Source organism: Azospira sp. I13 (assembly GCF_003112695.1).
Classification (GTDB): Bacteria; Pseudomonadota; Gammaproteobacteria; order Burkholderiales; family Rhodocyclaceae; genus Azospira.
In genome coordinates this window covers 351,481-374,572 of sequence record NZ_BFBP01000003.1, presented here as the reverse complement: position 1 = coordinate 374,572, position 23,092 = coordinate 351,481, and the positions used below count along the sequence as shown (strand labels likewise).

19 protein-coding genes are annotated in these 23,092 nt (G+C 64.4%); 15 read left to right on the top strand and 4 right to left on the bottom strand.

All coding sequences use genetic code 11. The annotated features are described in order from the left end of the window. The first annotated feature begins 50 nt into the window (after nucleotides 1-50). The 12 genes from AZSI13_RS04175 to AZSI13_RS04120 all read left to right on the top strand — a co-directional run bounded on the left by AZSI13_RS04175 (nucleotide 51) and on the right by AZSI13_RS04120 (nucleotide 14,564). A complete protein-coding gene (locus tag AZSI13_RS04175; RefSeq protein ID WP_109039906.1) occupies nucleotides 51-956 on the top strand; it encodes a LysR family transcriptional regulator in 906 nt (301 codons plus the stop codon). Between the two features lie 125 nt (nucleotides 957-1,081). Then, nucleotides 1,082-1,882 carry a molybdate ABC transporter substrate-binding protein gene (modA, locus tag AZSI13_RS04170; protein WP_109039905.1) on the top strand — a complete coding sequence of 267 codons (801 nt, stop codon included), beginning with the start codon at nucleotides 1,082-1,084 and terminating at the stop codon, nucleotides 1,880-1,882. A 19-nt stretch (nucleotides 1,883-1,901) separates the two neighbouring features. Then, nucleotides 1,902-4,325: an ATP-binding protein gene (locus AZSI13_RS04165; protein WP_109039904.1), complete on the top strand. Its 2,424-nt coding sequence runs from the start codon at nucleotides 1,902-1,904 to the stop codon at nucleotides 4,323-4,325. Nucleotides 4,326-4,657: 332 nt separating this feature from the next. Continuing rightward, complete coding sequence (locus AZSI13_RS04160) at nucleotides 4,658-5,497, top strand: methionine ABC transporter ATP-binding protein (protein WP_109040034.1); 840 nt, start codon at nucleotides 4,658-4,660, stop codon at nucleotides 5,495-5,497. After that, nucleotides 5,490-6,188, top strand: a complete 699-nt coding sequence (locus tag AZSI13_RS04155; protein WP_109039903.1) for a methionine ABC transporter permease — start codon at nucleotides 5,490-5,492, stop codon at nucleotides 6,186-6,188. Before AZSI13_RS04160 ends, AZSI13_RS04155 begins: the two co-directional genes overlap by 8 nt. A gap of 258 nt (nucleotides 6,189-6,446) precedes the next feature. Next, the gene (locus tag AZSI13_RS04150; RefSeq protein WP_109039902.1) at nucleotides 6,447-7,250 is read left to right on the top strand and encodes a MetQ/NlpA family ABC transporter substrate-binding protein; all 804 of its coding nucleotides are present in this window, start codon (nucleotides 6,447-6,449) and stop codon (nucleotides 7,248-7,250) included. 467 nt (nucleotides 7,251-7,717) lie between these two features. Then, on the top strand, nucleotides 7,718-8,881 hold the full coding sequence (locus AZSI13_RS04145) for an ABC transporter substrate-binding protein (protein WP_109039901.1): 1,164 nt from the start codon (nucleotides 7,718-7,720) through the stop codon (nucleotides 8,879-8,881). Nucleotides 8,882-8,971: 90 nt separating this feature from the next. Further along, nucleotides 8,972-9,853, top strand: a complete 882-nt coding sequence (locus AZSI13_RS04140) for a branched-chain amino acid ABC transporter permease (RefSeq protein WP_109039900.1) — start codon at nucleotides 8,972-8,974, stop codon at nucleotides 9,851-9,853. A 2-nt stretch (nucleotides 9,854-9,855) separates the two neighbouring features. Continuing rightward, a complete protein-coding gene (locus AZSI13_RS04135) occupies nucleotides 9,856-10,719 on the top strand; it encodes a branched-chain amino acid ABC transporter permease (protein WP_109039899.1) in 864 nt (287 codons plus the stop codon). After that, nucleotides 10,716-11,498 (top strand): ABC transporter ATP-binding protein, encoded by a 783-nt coding sequence (locus AZSI13_RS04130; RefSeq protein ID WP_201262297.1) that lies wholly within the window; start codon nucleotides 10,716-10,718, stop codon nucleotides 11,496-11,498. Before AZSI13_RS04135 ends, AZSI13_RS04130 begins: the two co-directional genes overlap by 4 nt. Continuing rightward, the gene (locus AZSI13_RS04125) at nucleotides 11,498-12,211 is read left to right on the top strand and encodes an ABC transporter ATP-binding protein (RefSeq protein ID WP_109039898.1); all 714 of its coding nucleotides are present in this window, start codon (nucleotides 11,498-11,500) and stop codon (nucleotides 12,209-12,211) included. Before AZSI13_RS04130 ends, AZSI13_RS04125 begins: the two co-directional genes overlap by 1 nt. Before the next feature lie 295 nt (nucleotides 12,212-12,506). Then, nucleotides 12,507-14,564, top strand: coding sequence for a sensor histidine kinase (locus tag AZSI13_RS04120; RefSeq protein ID WP_165833297.1), 2,058 nt, complete (start codon nucleotides 12,507-12,509; stop codon nucleotides 14,562-14,564). A gap of 225 nt (nucleotides 14,565-14,789) precedes the next feature. Here AZSI13_RS04120 and AZSI13_RS04115 read toward each other — a convergent pair whose 3' ends face one another. Further along, nucleotides 14,790-15,176: a flagellar protein FlaG gene (locus AZSI13_RS04115; protein WP_109039896.1), complete on the bottom strand. Its 387-nt coding sequence runs from the start codon at nucleotides 15,174-15,176 to the stop codon at nucleotides 14,790-14,792. Nucleotides 15,177-15,651: 475 nt separating this feature from the next. On the opposite strand from AZSI13_RS04115, the gene AZSI13_RS04110 reads away from it, so the two are divergent. Next, nucleotides 15,652-16,074 (top strand): FKBP-type peptidyl-prolyl cis-trans isomerase, encoded by a 423-nt coding sequence (locus AZSI13_RS04110; RefSeq protein WP_109039895.1) that lies wholly within the window; start codon nucleotides 15,652-15,654, stop codon nucleotides 16,072-16,074. A 153-nt stretch (nucleotides 16,075-16,227) separates the two neighbouring features. Here AZSI13_RS04110 and arfB read toward each other — a convergent pair whose 3' ends face one another. After that, complete coding sequence (gene arfB / locus AZSI13_RS04105) at nucleotides 16,228-16,632, bottom strand: alternative ribosome rescue aminoacyl-tRNA hydrolase ArfB (protein WP_109039894.1); 405 nt, start codon at nucleotides 16,630-16,632, stop codon at nucleotides 16,228-16,230. A gap of 376 nt (nucleotides 16,633-17,008) precedes the next feature. Here arfB and AZSI13_RS04100 point away from each other — a divergent pair, with 376 nt between their 5' ends. Then, nucleotides 17,009-20,146: a response regulator gene (locus AZSI13_RS04100; protein ID WP_165833295.1), complete on the top strand. Its 3,138-nt coding sequence runs from the start codon at nucleotides 17,009-17,011 to the stop codon at nucleotides 20,144-20,146. Between the two features lie 25 nt (nucleotides 20,147-20,171). Here AZSI13_RS04100 and AZSI13_RS04095 read toward each other — a convergent pair whose 3' ends face one another. Continuing rightward, on the bottom strand, nucleotides 20,172-21,458 hold the full coding sequence (locus AZSI13_RS04095; protein ID WP_235609650.1) for an Hsp70 family protein: 1,287 nt from the start codon (nucleotides 21,456-21,458) through the stop codon (nucleotides 20,172-20,174). A gap of 210 nt (nucleotides 21,459-21,668) precedes the next feature. Between AZSI13_RS04095 and AZSI13_RS04090 the strand changes: the two genes are divergently transcribed. After that, a complete protein-coding gene (locus AZSI13_RS04090) occupies nucleotides 21,669-22,472 on the top strand; it encodes a methyltransferase domain-containing protein (RefSeq protein WP_109039892.1) in 804 nt (267 codons plus the stop codon). Nucleotides 22,473-22,533: 61 nt separating this feature from the next. Here the strand turns inward: AZSI13_RS04090 and AZSI13_RS04085 are convergent, their stop codons facing one another. Beyond that, a complete protein-coding gene (locus tag AZSI13_RS04085; protein WP_133247258.1) occupies nucleotides 22,534-23,058 on the bottom strand; it encodes a hypothetical protein in 525 nt (174 codons plus the stop codon). Nucleotides 23,059-23,092 lie beyond the last annotated feature (34 nt).

Sequence of the window (23,092 nt, the reverse complement as noted above, 5' to 3'; positions counted from 1 at the left end):
TATCATTGTTCCATTAATGCAACGATAGACCTTCCCCTGCCGGAGCCCCCATGACCCCCGACCTGAACCTGGATGCCAACGATCTGGTGCTGTTCGCCCGCATCATGGAGGCCGGCAGCTTCTCCAAGGCCGCCGAGCGGGTGGGCTTGCCCAAATCCACCCTCTCCCGCCGCATCACTGCCCTGGAGACCACCCTGGGAGAACGGCTGCTGACCCGCAGCACCCGTCGCCTCACCATCACCGAATTCGGCGAAGGCATTCTCGATCATGCCCGCCGCCTGCTGGAAGAAACCGAAGCCACCGCCGCCCTGGCCCTGCATCGCCAGGCTACGCCCCAGGGCGTACTGCGGGTCTCCATGCCGCCGGATTTCGGTGAACTGGACCTGGCCCCGGCCCTCATCGACTTTGCCGCCCATTACCCCGCCGTGCGGCTGGAGCTGGACCTCTCGCCGCGCCGGGTGGACCTGGTGGCCGAACGTTTCGACCTGGCCGTGCGGGTCGCCAGCCAGTTGCCGGACGATGCCACCCTGGTGGCCCGCCGCCTCACCCAGTTCCAGACCAACCTCTATGCCAGCCCCGCCTATATTGCCCGCCACGGCGCCCCCCAGACCCCGGCGGAGCTGCTCGACCACACCTGCCTGCGGCTCATCACCAGCAGCGGCGAGGCCCAGCCCTGGCGCCTCAACCGGGGCAATGAACGCTGGGAAGGCATGCCCAGCGGCCCCCTGGCCGCCAACTCCGTCGGCATGCAGCGCACCCTGGCGGCCCACGGCATGGGCATCGTCGCCCTGACCGATCGCTTTGTTCAAACCTATCTCGATAGCGGCCGGCTGCAACGGGTGCTGCCCGAATGGGAGCTGCCCTGCGTCACGGTGTGGTGCATCACCCCAGGCCGACGCCTGCTGCCCACCCGCACCCAGGCCTTCATCGACATGCTCAAAAGAACCCTGGGCTGAACCTCCCCAGCGCTGCCCTGGGCTTGCCCCCGGCATTACCCCAGTTGAGATGCACCAGGAGTGGGCATAGGATGAAAATCAGTGAAAGCTGTTTTACCAATGCTCGCATTTCTCAGAGAGAACTTATGTCCTGTCTCACCTTGCTTCGCCGTCTTGGCGGCTGCTTCGCCCTGTTCCTGCTGCTTCCCGTGCTCGGTCTGGCGCAAACCGGCAAGCCGGAGTTGCTGCTTTACTGCGGCATCACCATGGTCCGGCCGATGACCGAAATCGCCACCCTCTTTGAAAAGCGGGAGAACGTCAAAATCACCATCGCCCAGGGTGGTTCGGAGGATTTGTACCAGTCCGCCAAGAAAAGCGGCCAGGGCGACGTCTATCTGCCTGGGGAACCCACCTACCGGAGCAAGCACCTGGCTGAAGGACTGCTGGGGGATTACCTCACGGTGGGCTACAACCAGATGGCCCTGATGGTGCAAAAGGGCAACCCCAAGAAGGTAACGGCCGACCCGCGGGAAATGCTGCGCAAGGACCTCATTGCCATCATCGGCAACGCCGAATCCGGCAGCGTCGGCAAGGAGGCCAAGGACATCCTGGACGATCTGGGCATCTACCCCAAGGTCATCCGCCAGGCGGCCTATCTGGTGCCGGATTCCCGCAGCCTTACCAACGCCATGAAAAAAGGGGAGGCCGACCTGACCCTGAACTGGCGGGCCACCGCATTTTTCCCCGACAACCTGGGCAAGGTGGAGGTAATCGACCTGGCCCCCAAGCTGGCCAAGCCCCAGGCTCTGCTGCTCAACCAGCTGACCTTCTCCCGGCAGAAGGAGTTGGGCAAGCGCTTCATGGCTTTTACCGCCAGCGAGGAAGGACAAGCCATCTTCCGCAAGTATGGTTTCCTGGATAACAAGACCCCTGTGGATCGCAAATAAAGGTACTTCAGCTTTCGGTATGCGCTTTTCCTTCCTGTCCCCGTTTTCCATCTTCCCGCGCAAGACTGCCAGCAGCCGGGTCGCCATCGACACCTCCCTGCGCTGGCTGGTGATCATCTTCCTCAGCGGCCTCTTGGTCGTCATTGGCCTGCGCATGTTCTTCAGCAGTCTTCAGGATGAACTGAGCCAACGCAGCAGCAACGAACGGGCCCGGATTTTCGTCGGCGAGGAAATCATCCGCAGCATCCACGGCATCGAGCGGGACCTCTACAAGATGGCGGTGACGGTCAATCCGGCCGGCGGCAATCTGGTCAGGCGCAATATCGACAACCAGTTGCGCAAGCTGCAGCACGATCTCCAGGTGCTGCAGGAGGGGGGAACCGTCCGTCAGGAGGTATTGCTGAACCTGGAGGGACGGGACGAGATGGTCCGGGAAAGCACCTACCACCCGGACCCGGGCACCCGGGGCTATGTCATGGAGTTGATCGAACTGGCGCCGCTCCTCGACCTGATCCGTGAAAAAAGCCAGGAACTGCAGCAATTGCTGGTCCGGCGCTGGGATGCCCAGGACCAGGGCAACCGGGATGGCATCCTGCGTCAGGAGGAGCAGATCGCCACTTTCCTCAAGCATGTTCCGCCCCTCTTTCACCGCCTGGACGAGAACGCCAATCGCCTGTTCTTCGACAGCAACGAGCACCTGCGCCTGCTCGAAGCCCAGATTGCCGTGCAGAAGGAACGCCTGGCCCTGGCCGAACTGGGCCTGCTGGTGCTGGTGGTGGCGCTGGCCGGGCTGGTGGGCATCCTGTTCATCCGCCGCATCCAGCGCATGAACCTGGCCCGGGAACACGCCCTGGCCACAGCCCGGGAAGCGCGGGACGAGGCGGAGCGGGCCAGCCGCAGCAAGTCCGAGTTTGTCTCCCGCATGAGCCACGAGCTGCGCACTCCGCTCAATGCCATTCTCGGCTTTGCCCAACTGCTGGAAGATGCGGCCCTACCGCCGGAACAGAAGCACTACGTGGCCCTGATCAACGGCTCCGGCAATCATCTGATGGAGCTCATCAACGCCGTGCTGGACCATGCCAAGATCGAGTCCGGCAGCCTGGTGCTGGAAAGGATCGCCTTCGATCTGCCCGAAGCCATCGGGGCGGTGGCCAGCATCGTCCACGACAAGGCCCGCAGCAAGGGGCTGGCCTTCATGGCCGACATTACTCCAGACCTACCCCGCTACATCGAGGGCGACCCCACCCGCCTGCGCCAGGTCCTCATCAACCTGCTCAACAATGCGGTGAAATTCACCGAAGCCGGCTCGGTGGAACTGCGGGCCGGGGTAGATGAAGGCAGCCTGGTCATCAGCATCCGGGATACCGGCATCGGCATGGACGACAACACCTTGCAGCGCCTCTTCCACCCCTTTGCCCAGGCCGACGAATCGATTACCCGCAAATACGGCGGTACCGGGCTGGGGCTGCTCATTTCCCGGGAACTGGTGGAAGCCATGGGGGGGCATATCCAGGTGGACAGCGCCGTAGGGGTGGGCACCTGTTTCTGGGTTCATCTCCCCCTGCAGGTGGCGGCGGCACCGGAACCTTCGAGCCAGCAGAGCCGTGTGGCAAGCGGCGTGGAGGACATGGCCGCCCTGGTGGGCGGGCCCGTGCTGCTGGTGGACGACAACAGCATCAACCAGCAATTGGGAGCCGCCATGCTGGCCCGTCTCGGCCTGGACTACGACGTGGCGGACAACGGCCGCCACTGTCTGGTACAGCTGGAACAGCGGGACTACCGCCTGGTCCTGATGGACATGGAAATGCCGGAGATGGACGGCGTCACCACCACCCGGGAAATTCGCCGGCGGGAGAGCGCGCAAGCGCGAAGCGCCCTGCCCATCATCGCCATGACCGCGAACGCCCTGGCCGAAGACAGGGCCCGCTGCCTGGAGGCGGGCATGGATGGCTACATTTCCAAGCCCATCCACTTTGCCGCCATGGTGGACGAGTTCCGCCGCGTACTCAGCACCATGGCCAACCACCAGCCGGCCCGGAGCACTGCGCCGCTGGAGGAGAAAGCCCCTTTCCCGACCACCTTGCCAGAGGCATCGGCCGCCCCTCTGCCGGCTTACAACCGGGCTCAGGGCATCGACATGGTGGGGGATGAAGACCTGTTCGCCGAACTGGAAGGCATTTTCGCCGCGGATGCCCCGGCCCTCATCCAGGCCCTCGACGCAGCCCTGGATGCGGAGGACTGGCCCACTCTCAATCGCAGCGCCCACACCGTGAAAGGGCTGTTCGGCACGCTGGCCGCCCATGGCTTTGTCGAGGAAGCCCGGCAGCTGGAGCATGCGGCGCGCCATGGCGACTCAGCGCATTGCCGAGACCTGGTGCCGGTCATCCAGCAGCACATTCGCACCCTGGTGGACGCCTTCCCCGCCGCCGAAGTACGCCAATAGCCGCGCCTGGCGTTATAAGGAAAGAAAGAAGCGGTCTTTCCCCCGGACCGGAACAGGCGCTACATTGGCGGGGCTCGCCTGGTCCGGCGTCCGGAAAATGACGACGGCAGAAAAATGCCTCCTCCCCCGGTCCGGCTACGGGAAATCCATAGCATTCATCAGCTTGTCAGCCCTGGGTTCGAGGGCTAAAGTTCCGCCTTTGCCGTTTTCCCCTCCCTGGCGGCCCCGACCCGACGATTGTTTTGCGCTCGACGCATTTGGCACTTTCGGCACTTTCGATGATTCGGCCGGTCCAAACCGCCCATAACACCCAGAACAGCGCTTTTCCCAGAATGACAACTCAAACCAGCGACGCCCCGGCCATTGCGCTGCGCGGCGTCAGCAAAAGTTTCCGCACCCCGGACGGCCAGCAGGTGGGCGTGCAGCCCACCCATCTGGACGTGGCCCCGGGCGAGATCCACGGCATCATCGGCTTCTCCGGTGCCGGCAAATCCACCCTGCTGCGCATCGCCAACCTGTTGGAGCGGCCTGACGCCGGCCAGGTGATCGTACACGGCCAGGACCTGATGACTCTCTCCCCCGCCGCCCTGCGCACTGCCCGCCAGCGCATCGGCATGATCTTCCAGCACTTCAACCTGCTGCATAACCGCACCGTGGCCGACAACGTGGCCTTCCCCCTGCGCATCGCCGGGGCCGACGAGGCCCGCATTGCCGAGCGGGTGAAGACCTGCCTGGAATTCGTCGGCCTTTCCGAGAAGGCCGGGGTCTATCCGGCCCAGCTTTCCGGCGGCCAGAAGCAGCGCGTCGCCATCGCCCGGGCGCTGGCCCCGGAACCCCACGTGCTGCTGGCGGACGAGCCCACCTCGGCCCTGGACCCCCGCACCACCCAATCCCTGCTGGAAGTGCTGGCGGACGTGAACCGCCGCCTGGGCGTCACCATCCTGCTGGTGAGCCACGAGATGGGCGTCATTCGCCGCCTCTGCCACCGGGTTTCCGTCATGGAGGCGGGACAGATCGTGGAACGCCTGACCATCGCCAACGGCCGCATCCCGCCTGATTCCCAGCTGGCCCAGTGGCTGCGCGACTTTGGCGATGCCGAAGGCGACGAAGCGGGCACGGACGACACCGAGGCCGCCCCCCAACACCTGCTGAGCGAGGCCGCCCATGGCTGATGAAATTGCGGTTGCCGAACCCACCATCCTCGATACCTTCATCGAACTGCTGCCGGAAATCGGCAAGGCGGCCGGCGAGACCGGCCTGATGATGGTGATCTGCCTCACCGCCGCCATCATCGTCGGCGGCGCCCTGGGCATCCTGGTCTTCCTCACCTCCCAAGGCCAGGTGCTGGGCCGTTACCGCCGCTTCAACCTGGTGGCCAACGGCTTCATCAACGTCTTCCGCTCCTTCCCCTTCATCATCCTGCTGGTGGCGGTGTCGCCCTTCACCCGGCACATCGTCGGCACCTCCATCGGCCCCCTGGCCGCCAGCGTGCCCTTGTCCCTCGCTGCCATCTTCTATTTCGCCCGCCTCATCGAGCAGACCCTGCGCGACGTGCCCCGGGGCGTCATCGAGGCCGCCGAGGCCATGGGCGCTTCGCCCCTGCAGGTGGTCAGCCAGGTGCTGCTGGTGGAGGCCCGTTCCGGCCTGATCCTGGCGGTGACCATCACCGCCGTCAGCTTCCTCTCCTACTCCGCCGTGGCCGGCGTGGTGGGTGGCGGCGGCATCGGCGACCTGGCCATCCGCTACGGCTACTATCGTTTTCAGACCGATGTGATGCTGATCACCATCGTGCTGCTGGTGATCCTGGTGCAGAGCATCCAGTTCTTCGGCCAATGGCTGGCGCGGCGAGTGGATAAGCGCTGACGGTATGAAAACCTCTTTTTAGCCACAGAGGACACAGAGCGCTCAGAGATAAAGCGAAAAGGCGATAGGCCTGGGAGGCAATAGGGACGCCATTCTTCATCATGGCATGGTCGAGAGGCCCGTCCCTATTGGCTGCCAGGGCAGGAACCCTTCCAGGCCCCTCGCCCTACCCCACGGAGAATGAATACCCTCTGTGATCTCTGTGCCCTCTGTGGCAAACGCTTTTTGATTTACCCCCCAACTACGGAGTCCAAACACATGAAACTGATCCGTTCCCTCGTCATCGCTGGTCTGGCCCTGGGCCTGGCGGCGGCGCCCGCCTTCGCGCAAGAGAAGAAGAACCTGACCATCGGCGCCACCGCCGGCCCCAACTTCGACCAGGTCAAGCTGGGCATCAAGCCCATCCTGGAAAAGAAGGGCTATACCGTGAAGCTGGTGGAATTCAACGACTACGTGCAGCCCAACCTGGCCCTGGCCCAGGGCTCCCTGGACGCCAACGTCTTCCAGCACGTGATCTACCTGAAGAAGTTTTCCGCCGACAAGGGCCTCAACCTGACTGACGTGGTCAAGGTGCCGGTGGCCCCCATGGGCCTCTACTCCAAGAAGGCCAAGAGCCTGAAGGACGTGAAGGACGGTGATCGTGTCACCCTGCCCAACGATCCCTCCAACCTGGCCCGTGCCCTGCACTTCCTCGAGCAGAACGGCCTGATCAAGGTGAAGCCGGGCATTGACGCCCTCAAGGCCACCGAGAAGGATGTGGCGGAAAACCCCCACAAGCTGCAGCTGACCCCCATCGAGGCCGCCCAGCTGCCCCGTACCCTGGATGACGCCGGCCTGGTGGTGGTGCCCGGCAACTTCGCCATCGCTTCCGGCTTGAAGCTGACCGAAGCCATCGTTCTGGAAAAGACCCCCGACCATTACCTCAACGTGGTGGCGGTGAAGACCGACGATCAGAACAAGGCCTGGACCCAGGACCTGGTCGCCGCCTTCAAGTCCCCCGAGTACAAGGCCGTGCTGGACAAGCACTTCCAGGGCTACGCCCGCCCCGCCTACCTGCAGTAAATCCCTAGCGGCCTCCGCCGCCCATGGACGGGTCGCCTTCGGGCGGCCCGTTTTTTTTTACGGATTTTTGTTTGCCGGTAAGGCTGGTCGCTACTGCTCGCCCCCGGTCACTACTGGCCGCACCCGGCCCCGAGGGTTTCCACGTACTGACGCCAGACGCCCGGGAGCCGGTATAATCTTCGTTTTTCCCCTTCCGGAATCGCTGCCCGGGGCCGCAGTATCGGCATCCCGCCCTGGCCCCTTTTCCGCAACGGGAACCCGGTCATGCCAGGACGGGCTGGAACCACAAGCTTCCCAGCCGGCACCTGGGCGCAGGTTGCGAGAGACCTGTGCCGGCCAGGCACACCGCCACGCCCAAAAGGCAGGCGATGCCGAACCGGCGCCGATATCGACTGGCGTTCCGCCGTGGTGTGCGCACCCGGCCCGACGCATTGGTACGAATCAAAACAGAATTCACTGGAGAAACTATGCGCTTCCTGCCTTCCCTGCCCAAATCCCTCGTCCTGGTCAGCGCCCTCGCTGCCGCCGGCCTGGCCCAGGCCGCCGACATCAAGATCGGCGTCGCCGCTGCCCTGACCGGCGGTGCCGCCCAGTACGGCGTTGCCATCCGTAACGGCTTCCAGCTGGCAGCCGACGAAATCAACGCCCAGGGCGGCGTGAATGGCAACAAAATCCAGCTCGTCGTCGAAGACGAACAGGGCAAGAAGGAAGAAGGCATCAACGTCTTCAAGAAGCTGATTTTCCAGGACAAGGTGCTGATGGTCTTCGGCCCCACCCTGTCCAACTCCATGTTCGCTGCCGGCCCCGTGGCCAACGGTGCCAAGACCGTGGTTTTCGGCACCTCCGTCACTGCCTCCGGCATCACCGACATCGGCCCCTACGTCTTCCGTAACTCCGTCATGGAATCCGACGTGCTGCCGGTGACCGTGGCCACCGCCACCAAGCACTACAAGCTGAAGCAGGTCGCCGTGATCTACGGTAACGACGACGCCTTCACCAAGAGCGGCTACGACGTCTTCAAGAAGGTGCTGGAAGACCAGAAGCTGCCGGTCACCACCACCGAGACCTACGTCAAGGGCGATGTGGACTTCAAGGCCCAGCTGACCAAGATCAAGGCCACCAATCCGGATGCGGTGATCTGTTCCTGCCTGGCCGAAGAAGCTGCCAACATCATGCTGCAGGCCCGTGGTCTGGGCATCAAGGCGCCCTTCATCGGCGGCAACGGCTTCAATTCGCCGAAGCTGTTCGAGATTTCCAAGCTGGCCGGTGAAGGCACCTTCGTCGGCAGCCCCTGGTCCAACACCAACCCGGCGCCCGCCAACAAGGCCTTCGTCGCTGCCTACGTGAAGAAGTACAACGCCGAACCGAACCAGTTCGCCGCCCAGGCCTTCGACGCCCTGCACGTGGCCGCCGCTGCCCTGCACGAAGTGAAGCTCTCCGGCGACCTCGCCGCTGACCGCGAAGCCCTGAAGAATGCCCTGCCCAAGGCCACCATCAACGGCGCCACCGGCCCCTTCAAGTTCCGCGCCGCCGTCACCAAGACCGGCAAGCCCGGTGGCTGGGATGCGGACCAGAAGCCCTTTATCTACGTAGTCAAGGGTGGCAAGTTCACCGCCTTTGAAGGCAAGTAAGCACACGCAATCCGAGTAAGCCCGTCTTACCCTTCAATGCGGGGCCGATGAAAGTCAGCCCCGCATTGCATTTGGTACTGGAATTTCCCGATGCTTGAACAACAACTCCTCAACGCCCTGACGCTTGGCAGCGTCTACGCGCTGTTCGCCCTGGGCTTCACCCTGGTGTTCGGCGTGCTGGCGGTCATCAACCTCTCCCACGGAGCGGTGTTCATGGTGGGCAGCTATGCCGCCCTGGCCATGGTCAGCCACCTCAACGCTCCCCTGTGGGTGGCCATGATCGGCGCCATGGTGGTCAGCGGCACCATCGGCCTGCTGGTGGACGTCCTCGTCCTCAAACCCCTGCGCGCCCGCAACGCCCCCCACCTGATTCCCATGATCGCCACCATCGGTGTCGGCATCATGCTGACCAGCGCGGCCCAGGGCATCTTCGGTGCCGAGGTGCTGCGCTTCCCGGAAGAAATTATGCCCATGGGCGATTTCATGGTGGGCGAAGTGCACGTGCGGGCCCTGGAAATCGCCATCGTCGCCATCGCCTTCGTGCTCATGGCCGTGCTGTTCACCCTGCTCAAGCGCACCCAGCTGGGCCGCGCCCTGCGGGCCATTGCCGAATCCCCCAAGGCTGCCTATCTGCTGGGCATCAACGTGGAAGGCCTGTTCCACATCACCTCCTTCGCCGCTGCCGCCCTGGGTGGTATCGCCGGGGTGCTGATCGGCCTCAACTTCAATGCCATCACCCCCTTCATGGGCCAGCCCATGCTGCACAAGGGTATTGCCGTGATCATTCTCGGCGGCATGGGCGATATCCGCGGTGCCCTCATCGGCGGCCTCTTCCTGGGCTTCGCCGAAGTCATCAGCAAGGCCTACCTGTCGAGCCAGATGGGCGATGCCGTGGCCTTCGGCCTGCTCTTCCTGATCCTGCTGGTGCGGCCTTCCGGGCTGTTCGGGCGTAAGCTGGAAAGGAAGGCCTGATCATGGAATGGTTCAATGACTTCTGGTCCACCTACAGCACCCTGGTGTTTTCGGTGGGCGTTCATGCCCTGTTGGCCCTGTCCATCTGGCTGACCCTTTCCTGCGGCCTGTTGTCCCTGGCCAACGCCGCCTTCATGGGCATCGGTGCCTATGTGGCGGCCCTGCTGACGGTGAATCTGGACTGGTCCTTCGGTACCGTGCTGCTGGCTGGCGGCATCGCTCCCGCCCTGGTGGCCCTGATTATCGGTGCGCCAGTGCTGCGGCTCTCCGGCGTCTATCTGGCCATGGCCACCCTGGCCTTCGGCGAAGTGGTGCGCATCACCGTGCTCAACCTGGAGATCACCGGCGGCCCCGAAGGCCTCAACGGCATTCCCCTGGCCACCGAAGGCTGGCACATCGCCCTGATCCTGGCCATCACCGTCTATGGCCTGGCCCGGCTGCGCCGCTCCAAGGTGGGTCGCGCCTTTGAGGCCATCAAGGAAGATGAGGTGGCCGCCCGCCTGATGGGCATCAATGTGGACCGCTACAAGCTGCTGGCCTTCTCCCTCGGCGCCTTCATCGCCGGCGTGGCCGGGGCGCTGAACGCCCACTTCACCTTCTTCATCAGCCCCCGGGAATACGGCTTCGAAAACGCCGTGGACATCCTCACCATGGCGGTGCTGGGTGGTACCTCCAGCCTCATCGGCCCCATGCTCGGCTCCTCCATCCTCACCCTGCTGCCGGAACTGCTGCGCTCCCTGCAGGACTTCCGTTCCCTGGTGAACGGCGCCGTGCTGGTGCTGGTGGTGCTGTTCCTGCCCAAGGGCCTGTGGGAATCCCGCCGCATCAAGGCCTTCTTCAAGCGTCTCAAGGGAGGTCAGGCATGAACGCCCCCCAGCAACCCAATCTGCTTTCCATCCGTAACGTCGGCAAGCATTTCGGCGGCCTGCACGTGCTGCAGGACGTCAGCTTCGAAGTGCCCGCCGGCAGCATCTACGGCCTCATCGGCCCCAACGGCGCCGGCAAGACCACGGTGTTCAACCTCATCACTGGCCTGCTCACCCCCAGCGCCGGCCACATCGACTTCCAGGGCCAATCCCTGATCGGCCTGGAGCCCCACCGCATCACCCACCAGGGCATCGCCCGCACCTTCCAGAACATCCGCATCTTCAAGGAAATGGACCTGCTGGAAAACGTCATGGTGGGCATGCATGACCACCTCAACTACGGCGGTTTCGGCATCTTCCTCAACAGCCCGGCCTGCCGCGCTGCCGAGAAGAAGGCCCGGGAACGGGCCCTGGAGCTGCTCTCCTGGGTGGGGCTGGACCACAAGGCCGACATGCTGGCTGACAACCTTTCCTACGGCGACCAGCGCAAGCTGGAATTCGCCCGGGCCCTGGCCACGGAGCCCAAGCTGCTGCTGCTGGACGAGCCGGTGGCCGGCATGAACCCGTCGGAAAAGACCATCCTCATGGAAGAGATCAACAACATCCGCAACCGGGGCTACGGCGTCTTCATGATCGAGCACGACATGCGCTTCGTCATGGGCCTGTGCGACCGCATCGCCGTGCTCAACTTCGGCCGCATCATCGCCGAAGGCACGCCGGACGAAGTGCGCAACAACCCGGATGTGATTGAGGCTTACCTAGGCAAGGAGGACGAATAATGAGTGTGCTCCTTCGCGTACACGACCTGGCCGTGGCCTACGGCCACATCGAGGCCGTCAAGGGTCTGGATTTCCACCTCAACGAGGGCGAGATCACCGCCTTGGTGGGGGCCAACGGTGCCGGCAAGAGCACCACCCTGCTGGCCCTCTCCGGCCTGATCAAGGCCTCCCGGGGCAAGATCGAGTTCCAGGGCGAGGACATCACCCGCCTGCCCGCCCACCAGATCGTCGAGCAGGGCCTGGTGCAGGTAGCCGAAGGCCGGGCCATCCTCACTACCCTGACAGTGGAAGAGAACCTGCTGCTGGGCGCCTACACCCGGCAGGACAAGGAGGGCATCCCTGCCTCCATGGAAGAGGTGTACCAGCTCTTCCCCCGCCTCAAGGAACGGTCCCAGCAGTTCGCCGGCAACCTTTCCGGCGGCGAACAGCAGATGCTGGCCATCGGCCGGGCCCTCATGGCCAAGCCCAAGCTGCTGCTGCTGGACGAGCCCTCCATGGGCCTGGCCCCCATCGTGGTGCAGGAAATCTTCCGCATCCTGGTGGAGATCAACCGCCGCGGCCTGACCATCCTGCTGGTGGAGCAGAACGTGCGCCAGGCGTTGAAGATCGCCCGCCACGGCTATGTCATCGAAACCGGCAAGATCGTCCTGGCCGATTCCGGCGCCAATCTGCTGGCCAACCCCAAGGTGGAAGAAGCTTACCTGGGTGGTTGATGCTGCTGGCGGACGCCACCAGGCGGCCCGCCTTGCCTCACCCGAAAAGCCGCGGCCAGTCCGCGGTTTTTTTTTGCCGACATTTGGCGTCATGGCCGTGAGGAAAGGAATGGAAGCTTCTGGCAGAATCCAGCCCATGGAATTGTCATTACCCACACCGCCCCACGCCGCACCCTGCTGCCATTTGATGAACCAGGTACGGCAGTTCCCGTGGGCACCGGGTCACCAATGGCTCTTGCCCTCATTCCAGCAGTTCCAGACATTCCTGACGTTTCTGTGCTTCCTTTTGCTCCTGTTGTCGGCATTCCCGGCCCAGGCCTATACCTGCGCGCCGGGTGCCACGGTTGCGACCAGCCTACCGGAACAGGCCTACTTCCACGACCCAAGCACCCGGCTGACGGTTACCGACGTCGCCGCCGCCTTCCACGAAAAGTCCTTCCAGCCGATTGCAGGGCAACTGGCCGACGGCTATACCCGGGATGCGGTGTGGCTGCGCCTCTGCCTGCCGCCAGCTACCATTGCCGGGGAAACCCGCTGGCTGCGCTTCTTCCCCCCCATGCTGGACGACATCCGGATCTACATTCCCCGGGAAGGGGGCTGGCAGGAGGAAATCACCGGCGACCACTACCCCTTCGCCACACGGGAATGGAATTACCGCCTGTTCACCGCCGCCATTCCGGCTGATCTGGACATCAGCCAGCCCATCTACGTCCGTATCCACAGCACCAGTTCCCTCAACCTGCGACTGGATTTGTGGGGCAACAGGGAATTCCAGCGCCTGATCGTGCTCGAATCCGCCTTCTACGGCGGCCTCGCCGGAACCCTGGTGCTCCTGGTCATCTTCAGTCTCATTTCCTGGCGCTGGCTGAAGGAACCCCAATACCTCTACTACGGCATCAACGTGCTGACCGGTGGCATCCTGCTGCTGCTCAACGCAGGCTTCGGCAGCCAGTTCATCTACCCCGAAACGGCAGGCGCCAACGACTACGGTATCGCCTGGCTGACCGGCCCCATCCTGAGCATCCACGTGCTCTTCTTCACCCACCTGTTCGCCATCCGCCAGCATCTGCCCCGGCTCTATCCGTTCATGTGGATACTGGCCTTCGGCTACGCTGCCCTGGCCCCCCTGAGCCTGTTCACCGACTGGCGCAACGTAGGGGTCCTGATTCAGTTCATGGCTATCCCCACCGCCATGACCTGGGTCAGCCTACTGGTTTTCATCGGCTTCAAGGACAAGGAACGGCGGGCCTACATCTTCGCCTTCACCCCCTGGGTTCTTGGCCTGCTGGCCAATGCCATCCTCCGCATGGGGAGCATCAGCGAGCACTTTCTCATCAACTACAGCAGCGAGATCACCGGGCTCTTCCATCTCATCCTGCTGCCCATCCTCATCATCAACCGCACCCGCAAGGCCGAGCGGGAAAAGGACCGGGCCCTGGCCCGGGAGCTGCAGGAAGCCCACCGCGTCGAACGGGAGCTGGAAGGCCGGGTGAGTGAGCGCACCGCCGCCCTGCAGGAGGAAATCAAGACCCGGGGACGGCTGCAGCAGCAACTCCAGGAAGCCCTGGCCATGGAACAGGCAACCCTGGACAACCAACGCCAGCTGGTCGCCATGCTCTCCCACGAATTCCGGACGCCCCTCTCCATCATCGACACGGTGGCCCAACGCCTGGAAATGGGCACCCTTCCGCCACCCCGGGAGCTACCCAAGCGCATCGGCAAGATCCGCCACGCCGTAGCCCGCCTGCTCGATCTTCTGGAAAACTGCCTGGCCGACGAGCGCCTCAATGGCACGGGAACGGAACTGCGTCTGGAAGCACTGAACGTCAACGCCCACCTGCAGCAGAACTACGGCGACACGGCGGTCGAGGAGCTGCGCCGCATCCGGCTGACCCTGCCGTCAGAGCAGGTGACGCTGCACTGCGACCACCACCTTTTCGGCATTGCCCTGGGCAATCTGGTCAGTAATGCCCTCAAGTATTCCCCCGCCGGCAGTACCGTGGACATCCGCCTGCTGCCCTCGGGGGGCAGCGGCTCGGGAAACAAGATGGGAAGCGGAACGGGAATCGGCCTGCCAGAAAATGGCGGCACGGAAAAAGTCTGTATCGAAATCCGGGATCAGGGGCCCGGCATTCCGCCGGAAGACCGGGAACGCATCTTCGAGCGCTTCGTCCGCGGCAGTAGTCCCGCAGGAAAACCGGGCACTGGCCTGGGCCTGCATCTGGCCCGCCTGCTGGCCCGCCGCCACGGCGGAGATGTGGAACTGGCCGAGAGCGGCGACGCGCCCGGGGCCACCTTCATCCTGACCCTGCCCCGCTCGGGGATCGGGGACCTGCTGTCGGCCCTGCCCTAGCCCCGCCGCCCCAGTACCCTGGTGCCGCCCAAATCGGGCGTCAGACCGGCACCGGCCAGGTCAGGTCAGGTCAGGTGGATTGACCGGCCAAGATCGGTTGGTGTGGCGCAAAAAACGATTGTGATTGCTCGGGCCTGAGACGACCCCAGGCCTCCGGAGAAACCCGGAGCCTGCCCGAGCCGGCCCGGGCAGGCCCAGCCATGCCCGGTCGGCCTGCATTGCTGGTCAGGCCTTATCCCGCAGCAACAGCCCCTGGAAGCTGTCCAGGGCCTTGGCAATGGCCAGGGCTTCGTGGGAAGGAAACTGGCGGATGATCTCGTCGGTCCGCATATCCACCACCTTCACCACATTCCGCCCGGTATCGGTATCCACACTGAATTCGAGATGGCTGACCAGGGACTGGATGGTGTTGTTGATGTCGCCCACGGCGCTTTTCAGGTCTTCGATGGAAGGCTCAGGGGCGGCCTGCTCGGGCTGACCGGCCTGGCCGGGGGACTGGGCCAGCGCCTCGGCCCCCGCAGCCTCCGCCGTCTGGCCAGGCCGGGAAGCGGCGCCAGGCGTGGTGGACAGGCTCGAAATCGTCCCAGCAGTCTGGGCAGCGTAAATTTTCATGGTTTCCCCGGGTCTCCGATGGTGTGGTGTCGTTCCAGGCTGGACATGGCAGCCTGGACATTCAGATCCGGCGGATTATGCAGGATAACTAACCCGGCGGATATGTTACAAAAGGACTAGGGCGTGACATAACCTTTTGTTTTTACGATGGACAATCCTCCATAACCAGACCCTCCATGCGAACCGCCCCGCTGCGGACAACTCGTCCGACACCACCCCCAAAGCTCGGGCCAAAGTACTCATCGTCGATGACCGCGCCATGCTTCGGGAAGGTCTGGCCATGCGGCCAAGCGCACGGCTGGGCTCGCTTCTAACACCGCCTCTAACGCTGCTTCTGGCACCGCTTCTCGCCCCACTTCTATCCCACCCACCACCAGGCGATGCAGAAAGAGGCCACAAGGGTCATGGCGCTTGCCTGGCGGGTGGCTTCCCGGTAGTTTGACGGCCTCTTTCACTGTCCCCCATGGAGAATCCAATGCAGTCCTGGCACAAGCTTGCCCTGACCGGCCTGTCCACCCTGGCCTTCGCCCTCGGCACCGCCACCGCCGCCCACGCCGAGGCCCCGGAAAAGACCGCCTCCGGCCTGATCTATGAATCACTGAAGGAAGGCAGCGGCGAAAAGCCCACCCGGGAATCCAGCGTGCAGGTCCATTACCGCGGCACCCTGGCCAACGGCAACGAATTCGACAGCTCCTACAAGCGCGGCCAGCCGGCCACCTTCCCCCTCAACCGGGTCATTCCCTGCTGGACCGAAGGCGTCGCCAAGATGCGCGAAGGCGGCAAGGCCAAGCTCACCTGCCCACCGGAAATCGCCTACGGTGCCCGGGGTGCCGGTGCCGCCGTGCCCCCCAACGCCACCCTGACCTTTGAAGTCGAGCTGCTCAAGATCATGCGCTGATCTCTGGCCGATGGCGCCCCGGGCGCCATCGGCGCCTCACCGGCGGGGCTTCTCCACAGCGGAGCATCTTTCTCCTCCCACCAACGCTCCCCGCCTTTTTGCCTCTCCACGCCCCTCCGTCCCACTATCCCTCATTCTGTTCTTCCCCCCGGCCTAATCGCCGCCATCAACTCGCCTACGCCCGGCTTTCAACGCTCCCCGTTTGACCTTGCCCTCCACCCGCCGCATCTGGGAACTGCGAGTCGGACGCGTGGGACGTCGCACTTTGGGCACCCGGGAGGCGGCGTCAATCAGCTCCCGCAAGCGGGCCAGGCCCTCCTCCCGGTTACGGGCCATGCTGCGCTGGGTCTGGGCCTTGATGACGATGACACCGTCGGCATTGATACGCTGGTCCCCCAGGGCCAGCAGGCGCTGTTTGACCTCCTCCGGCAGGCTCGAGGCGAGAATGTCAAAGCGCAGATGGACGGCGCTGGAAACCTTGTTGACGTTCTGTCCGCCTGCCCCCTGGGCCCGGATGGGCAAAAATACGACTTCGGCTTCGTCAAGCTGGACAACCATGGTGGGCGGCCCTCCACAGGCCGATTCAGGGAAAGAGCAGGACCATAACACTCCTCCCGGCTCCGCTCCACGCCTCCCGGACGGGCCATGGCAAAAAATGCTGCCCTGCGGCATCAACCCCGCCCCCGGTCACGTACCCAGGGTTCAAAAAAACATAATAAAAACGCGGATTTCCATATTTTTTTAGCAAGATGACATGACATCGGGAACGGAGTTACTCTTCCCTGGTGTCATAGGATGGCAGGTAGCGGGGGGCTGTGGTTTTTCCGGTATTTTTGCCGTTGAGTTTGGCCCGCGTTTCCCCGCACTTTCCCTTCTCTGCCGTCGGCCACTCCAGGCCATGACGCATCGAATGAGGCCGCGCGCCATGGGGCAAATGGCTTTGCAACTCCAGGAACGCCTACTGGCGCTCCCCCTGAAATTCAAGGTAGCCCTGGTTTCCGCCATGGTTTTCGCCGTGGGGATCAGTGCCTTGTCCCTCTACGTCACGGACGCCCTGCGGCAGGACTTCGAGACCCTCATCGGCCATGAGCAGGAAACCTCAGCCTCCTTCGTTGCCCGTACCCTGGAACGGGAACTGAAGCTGCGCCAGGAAGCCCTGATCATCCTGGCCAGCGCCATTTCCACCATGCCGGACAAGTCTCCCAAGGTGATCCAGGCTTACCTCCAGGACAAACCCCTGGCCAACAAGCTGTTCACCCGCGACATTTATGTGCTCTGGAAAGACGGCGTGCGCATTGCCGAAAGCCCCATGCGGGGCACCGTTGGCACGCGCTACAACGACTCCTCCTACTTCAAGGATGGCATGGCATCGGGGCAGCCCCTGATCCGGGTCTGGTTCGGCCGCTTTGCCAAGAAGCCGGTACTCCTGGTGGCCGTGCCCATCCGGGATGAACAGGGTACGCTCCTGGGCCTGCTTTGCGGCACGGAATTGATTGAGCCGGGCAGCCATTTCCACCTCACCAACGATGTGCGCAACGGCAAGACCGGCGGCTTCCACGTCTACGCCCTGGACCAGGGCGTCTTTGCGGCCAGCACCGATGCCGTGCGGGTACTGCAAAAGCTGCCGGCCCCCGGGGTGAACCCGCTGTTTGACCGGCGCCTCAAGGGCTACATGGGTCCCGGACGGGTCGTCGATTCCCGGGGCCTGGACATCTTCTCCGCCGCGGCCATGGTGGAAACGGCCAACTGGATGGTCACCGCCTACCTACCGGCCGAAGAGGCCCTGGCACCGTTGGCCAAAGCCAACCAGCGCATCTACCGCGGCACCCTGCTGGCGATTCTGGTGGTAGCCCTGCTCACCTGGCTGTTCCTGCGCCGCGCCCTGGCCCCCCTGGAGGATGCCGCCCGGCAGATCGGCCAGAGCAACGTCGAAGAGCACCCGCCCCGGCCCCTGGCAGTCAAGGGCAGCGGGGAAATCCGGCTGATGCTGGACAACTTCAATCGCCTGCAGGCCCGCATCGCCGAGCAGAACGACATCATCCGCAGGGAACGGGACGACCTGGAAAACCTGGTGGTCAAGCGCACCGCCGAACTGGAAGCCCGAAGCATCGAGCTGCAAGCCATTTTCATGGATGCCCCGGTGGGCATCGCCATTCTCTGCCAGCGCACCATCATCGACTGCAACCCCAAGCTGGAAGCGGTCTTCGGTTATGGCCCCGGCGAAATGATCGGCCGTTCCACCCGCCTCATGTATCCCAGCGATGAAGACTTTGAAGCCCAGGGACAAAAGCTCTATTCCAGCCTGAAAGAAAACCGGCTGCACCGGCGAGAACAGACCTTCGTGCGCAAGAACGGCGAGCCCTTCTGGGCCAAGATCTCGGCCCAGGCCCTGGATGACGACCCTCTGGCCGGGCGCCTGCTGACCATCATCGAAGATGCCTCCCTGGAGCGCCAGGCCGCCGACCTGTTGGCCCATGAGAAGACCCAGGCCGAGGCCAACAGCCTGGCCAAGAGCAGCTTCCTCGCCAACATGAGCCACGAAATCCGCACCCCCATGAACGCCATCCTTGGCTTCGCCCATCTGCTCAAGCGCTCCCCGGTCAATGGGGAGCAGCGGGAATGGCTGGACAAGCTGGGCACCGCTGGAGAGCACCTGCTGATGATCATCAACGACATTCTCGATTTCTCCAAGATCGAAGCCGGCAAAATGGTCCTGGAGCACATCGACTTCCCCCTCATTTCCATCCTCGACGGGGTGCGCTCCCTGGTCGGCGAACAGGCCCAGGCCAAGGGCCTCAAGCTGGGGCTGGAACTGAGCGGCGTCCCCACCTGGCTGCGCGGCGACCCCACCCGGGTGCGCCAGGCCCTGCTCAACTTCGCCGGCAATGCCGTCAAATTCACCGACAGCGGCAGCGTCACCCTCTCCGCCCAGACATTGCAGGAAGACGGCAACCGGCTGCTCATCCGTTTTGCGGTGAAAGATACCGGCGTCGGCATTCCCGCCGACAAGCTGGACCACCTCTACCAGGCCTTCCAGCAGGTGGATGCCTCCACCACCCGCAAGCACGGTGGCACCGGCCTGGGCCTCACCATTACCCAGCGCCTGGCCCATCTCATGGACGGCGAGGTAGGCGTGGAAAGCACACCGGGCCAGGGCAGCACCTTCTGGTTCACCGCCTGGCTGGAAAGAGGCCAGCCGGTCTCCGCTGCCGAATCGAAGGTGTTCAAGAATACCGAGGCCGACCTGCGGGCCCGCTTCTCCGGTGCCCGCCTGCTGCTGGCAGAAGACGACCCCATCAACCAGGACGTGGCCCTGACCCTGCTGGCCGATACCGGGCTGATCGTGGATGTGGCCGATGACGGCGAGCAGGCGGTGGATCTGGCCCCCCGCGGCAGCTACGACCTGATCCTCATGGACATGCAGATGCCGAAAATAGACGGCCTGGAAGCCGCCGCCACCATCCGCCAGCACCCGGCCTGCGCCACCATTCCCATTCTCGCCATGACCGCCAATGCGTTCGACGAGGACCGCCGGCGCTGCCTGGCCGCCGGCATGAATGGCTTCATCGCCAAACCGGTGGACCCGGATCAGCTGTTCGCCACCCTGTTCCAGTGGCTCGCCCGCAGTCGCACCAGCCCGGCGGGCAGCCCAGTAACCGCAGACGCAGCGACACCGGCAGCGGGCCAGCCCCCCTGCATCGACCTGGATATTCCCCTGCGCACCTTGCGCCTGGACAGCGCCAAGACCCTGGAACTGCTCGGCAAGCTGGTCCGGGGTGTTCGGGAAGATCTGGGGCTGTTACAGGCGGCCATTGCCGAGGGCGACCCCCTGCCCTTGCAAAAGATCGGGCATCGCCATAAATCCACTTCCCGCAGCCTGGGGGCCCTGGCGCTCGGCAGTCTTTTCGAGGCGCTGGAACACTGCAACCCGCAGACGCCCCAGGCGGCAGCCATCGTCGAGCAGCTACCTGCAGCCCTGGCGGATATCGAGGCCGTGATGACCACCGACCCCCGCCTGCAGTCCCCGGGCAACTCGGCTACCCCACCCTCTCCGGCTGCCCCTGAAACCTAAGGCCGGCCCTCAGCTACCCCGCCGCTCAGCCGTAACGCCGGGCGGCCTCCACCGCCAGGCCGGCGCCGATGCTGCCGAACAGATCGCCTTCCACCGCCCGGGCCTGGGGCAGCAGGGCGGCAATGTGCCGGCGCAGCAACGGAATGCCGCTGGAGCCGCCGGTAAAGAACACCGTATCCACCTTCTCCGCCGCGATGCCGGCCCGGGCCAGCAGTTCGGCCACCGTGGCCTCCACCCGTGCCACCAGAGCGGCGGTGGCCGCCTCGAAGGAGAGGCGATCCAGGCAAAGCTCCAGACCCGGCTCCAGGCGGTCCAGGGAGAGAGTGGTGGATTCCTGGTCCGAGAGGGCAATCTTGGCCTGCTCCACTCCATTGGCCAGCCAGTGGCCGGCCCGCTGCTCCAGCAGGGCACGCAGACGGGCCAGGGGCTCCGGCGTGCGGGCATCCAGGGCCAGGCGCTGCTGTTCGCTGGCCACCTGCCGGGTGTAGGCAAAATTGATGGTGTGCCAGGTAGCCAGGTTGAAATAGATGCCGGAGGGCATCTCCCGCCCGTTCTTCAACTGGCTCTGGTAGCCCAGCAGGGGCATGACGCCGGCCAGGCTGAGGAGGCGGTCGAAATCGGTACCGCCGATATGCACGCCGCCGTTGGCCAGCAGATCGTCCTGCCGATCGGCCGTCCGGGCCCGTTCGGGAGAAAGGCGGACGAGGGAAAAATCCGACGTACCGCCGCCGATGTCGGCCACCAGCACCAGCTCCTCCCGGCTCAGGCTGGTTTCGTAATGAAAGGCGGCAGCGATGGGCTCGTACTGGAAGCTGACCTCGCGGAACCCCACGGCCCGGGCGATCTCCGCCAGGGTGTCCTCGGCCCGCTGGTCCGCTGCCGCATCGTCATCGACGAAGAAGACCGGCCGACCCAGCACGGCCTGGGCGAAAGGCTGCTCGCCATGGGCATCGGCCCGGGCCTTGAGTTCGCCGATGAAGCGGGCCAGCAGGTCACGGAAGGCCAGGGAGCGGCCCTGAACCTCGGTGCGGCCATCCATCAGGTTGCTGCCCAGCAGGCTCTTCATGGAACGCATCAAGCGCCCCTCGTAGCCCGCCAGGTAATCCGCCAGGCCGGCCCGGCCGAAACGGGTGCAATCCTCTTCGGCATTGAAGAAGACCACGGAAGGCAGGGTCACCTTGCCCTCTTCCAGGGGGAGCAGCGTTTCCCGGCCCGGCCGCAGCCACCCGACGGTGGAATTGGAGGTGCCGAAGTCGATGCCGCAAGCCTGGGCAGGCGTCGTCAGGGCAGAAGCGGGGCGAGGGGCGGACATGGGAATGGGGGCGGGGAAAGGCGGAAAGGGGCGGGGATGCTACGCCAGGGCGCAAGACCTGTCCACCGGCCCGGCCCAGCTCCCCCTGGCAAGGTGGCAGGCTGCATATGAAAAGAAAAAACGGCTATTTCGCGGCCCGGAGCGCGGCCGTCTAAAGTGGGCCTCCATGCCGCCACCGGCCCTATTCCCTCTACCTGCCCACTGTCCGCCATGCCCGACATCTACAACACCATCACCGAAGCGGATGCCGCCGTCACCGCCCGTATTGCCGAAGTGCTCGAAATCCGTGCCGCCGAGCCCCAACAGAAGCGCATGCTGGAAACCTATCTGAGCGAAATTCCCTTTCCCGCCGATGCGCGGGTGCTGGAAGTGGGTTGCGGTACCGGGGCAGTGGCCCGTCGCCTGGCTGGCTGGCCCGGCGTGGCGGAAGTGGTGGGGCTGGACCCCTCCCCCATTTTCCTCGCCAAAGCCCGGGAGCTGGCGGCCCACCTACCTAACCTTACCTTCCAGGAAGGCGGCGCCCACGGCCTGCCCTTCAAGGATGCCAGTTTCGACGTGGTGATCTTCCACACCACCCTCTGCCATCTCTCCAAGCCCCGCAACGCCCTGCGGGAAGCCCACCGGGTTCTGCAACCCGGCGGCCGCCTGGCCATTTTCGACGGCGACTACGCCTCCACCACCTTCGGCACCGGCGACCTGGACCCGCTGGATATCTGCGCCGACGCCTTCCGCGAGCATTTCATCGACGACAGCTGGATCGCCCGCCGCACGCCCCTGCTGGCCAAGGAAACGGGCTTTCGCGTGCATGCCTTCCACAGCCACGGCTACACGGAAAGCAGCGACCCCAGCTACCTCTACACGGTGGTGGACCGGGGTGCCGACGCCCTGGCGGAAACCGGCCAGATCGGCCGCCCCCTGGCCGAGGCCCTGAAGGCCGAAGCCCGCCGCCGGGCTGCCGCCCACGAGTTCTTCGGCCACATCGGCTACACCAGCCTGATTGCCGAGCGCCTGTAAGGACGACACAAGGTACGGTGGGCGGTGTCAGCGCCACGATTTGGGTGCCTTCAGGGCGACTTCAAGGTACTTTCCGGGCTGGGACCCCGCTGACCGCGATACCGTCCCCCACGGGGACCGGGACATCGGACCAGGCCACCGTGCTCACCCGGTCGCAGCGGCGCTTGCTGACCGGCAGCCCGCCAGAGGAAATCACCAGGCCGGCCTGGACATCCCGCACGTGGTACACCACAAAGCTGGTGTCTTCCATGCGGAAGCGGAAATAGACGCCCATTCTGCCGGCCATCAAGACATTGCCCTTGATCACATGCCGGCGCGGAAAGCTGGCTTCCGGCCAGGCGATCATCTCCTCGCTGCCGGGCAGGCCGTAGCGGAACTGTACATAGCCGGCCTGACGGGACAAGTCAGGGGAGCCACAGACTGAAATGCGGCGCTTGCCCTCCTGGCAGGCAAACAGCACCTTTTCTTCCGCCAGGCAGAGATGCTCCGGCAGGGCTTCATTCCGCTCACCGGCACGTACCCCACCGCTCAGCGCCAGCAACGCCAGGAAAGCGGCTGCCGGCCTCCGGAGCCTGCTTTTCAGCACGCTTAAGCGCCACGCCATTACGGCAGCAGCACGG